At 61.6% G+C, this 1,289-nt stretch carries 2 protein-coding genes and 2 pseudogenes; 1 reads left to right on the forward strand and 3 read right to left on the reverse strand.

The window, feature by feature from the left end:
- The 3 genes and pseudogenes from EN749_RS35920 to EN749_RS35930 form a co-directional block, all read right to left on the reverse strand.
- Positions 1–277, reverse strand: a pseudogene (locus EN749_RS35920) (IS5/IS1182 family transposase); the annotation flags it as partial.
- Positions 241–573, reverse strand: a complete 333-nt coding sequence (locus tag EN749_RS35925) for a transposase (protein WP_189367983.1) — start codon at positions 571–573, stop codon at positions 241–243. The pseudogene EN749_RS35920 and the gene EN749_RS35925, both read right to left, overlap by 37 nt.
- A gap of 180 nt (positions 574–753) precedes the next feature.
- Positions 754–1,038 (reverse strand): annotated as a pseudogene (locus EN749_RS35930) (MFS transporter); the annotation flags it as partial.
- Positions 1,039–1,054: 16 nt separating this feature from the next.
- On the opposite strand from EN749_RS35930, the gene EN749_RS35935 reads away from it, so the two are divergent.
- On the forward strand, positions 1,055–1,289 hold a 235-nt coding region (locus EN749_RS35935; protein WP_145991185.1), incomplete at its 3' end, for a type II toxin-antitoxin system Phd/YefM family antitoxin.

Here is a 1,289-nt window from a genome sequence, read left to right on the forward strand (position 1 = left end):
GCCGCCTCTCCTTGTCGGCCACCCAATCGGGCATCTCATCGCCGCGCTTCGTGCCGTGCAGCTTGTCCTCCTCCGCATCGGCGGCCTCGGCGGTGGCCAGCCAGCGGTCGACTTCGGCCGTGAGCTCCGCTTCCCGCTTCTTCATGCGCTCATAGCTCATCGCTTTGTGTTTCGACGCGATCTTGGTGCCATCGAGCGCGACGTGCCCGAGCTTCACCAAACCTGCTTTCTCGGCGAGCTTCAACACCTGCACGAACAGCGAGGCCAGCGCCGGCAAGTGCCGCTTGCGGAATTCCGAGATCGTGCGGAAGTCCGGGGGTCGCCCGCCACGATCATCATGAAATCCGCACGCTCCAAGGCCGCCTTGGCGATCCGGCGCGAGGAGTAGAGGCCGCTCGCGTAGCCATGCAAAAGCAGCGCCGTCATCATGCGCGGATCGAACGGCGGCTGACCAAGCACGCTCGTGTAACTGCCGCTAATCGCGGATAGATCAAGCTCCTCCCTCGCCAGCGACACGATCAGCCGAGAGAGGTGGTTCTTGGGCACGTAATCCTGCACGCTCAGCGTTTCCATGACTCGAACCATATCAGGCAGTTTCGGCGAGCTTGTAGGACTAGGTTGTGGACGACGGGGTGGCGATTAACGTCGTCGATGCCGGCCATGATGCGCGTTCTGAGTTCGTGCTTTGACGCCACGTGGATGTGACGCAGGACGGAGCGGGCGAACTTGGAGGAGATATGTGCCGGTCGGGCTTCAATGACGGGGAAGCTGAAGGATTGACTGGTCTGGTTTGCGGGCCGAGCTTGTCGGCCGCTCAATCGAAAGCGTCATTTGAGGCACTTCCTCCCCCGCGTGCAGCTGGAAGACACCCTCGTCCAGTTCCTTGTCCACTTCCGTGAGACGATGGTTGAGGCGAAGGTAGTCCGTCCAGGTCGGCGTGGGGAACGTATCTGTCCATTGCATGGGCTTCTGCAGGTTGCGCTGGAGCGTCCAGTTCCGAGCACCGACGCGGCTATGCACGTGCCGGCGCTCGAGCATGAGGTGGAGAGCCAAGATGACCAGCTTTACGCTAACCGACCTCGGCAACAAATCCGGCGAGGTGGTCGAGGCGGCATACCGAGGGCCTGTCGAGATCACAAAGCGCGGTAAGCGCAGATTTGTGCTTCTGACCGTTGAGCAGTTCGATCGATTGTCGGGACGAAGCGCGCAGCGGGCGTATCGTGTCGAAGACCTTAAGGGAGCCGAGCGTGATGAAATTCTCGCTGGCCTGGACGCCGTCACCTTGAGGG

The organism is Mesorhizobium sp. M7A.F.Ca.ET.027.02.1.1 (genome assembly GCF_004022985.1).
Lineage (GTDB): Bacteria > Pseudomonadota > Alphaproteobacteria > Rhizobiales > Rhizobiaceae > Mesorhizobium.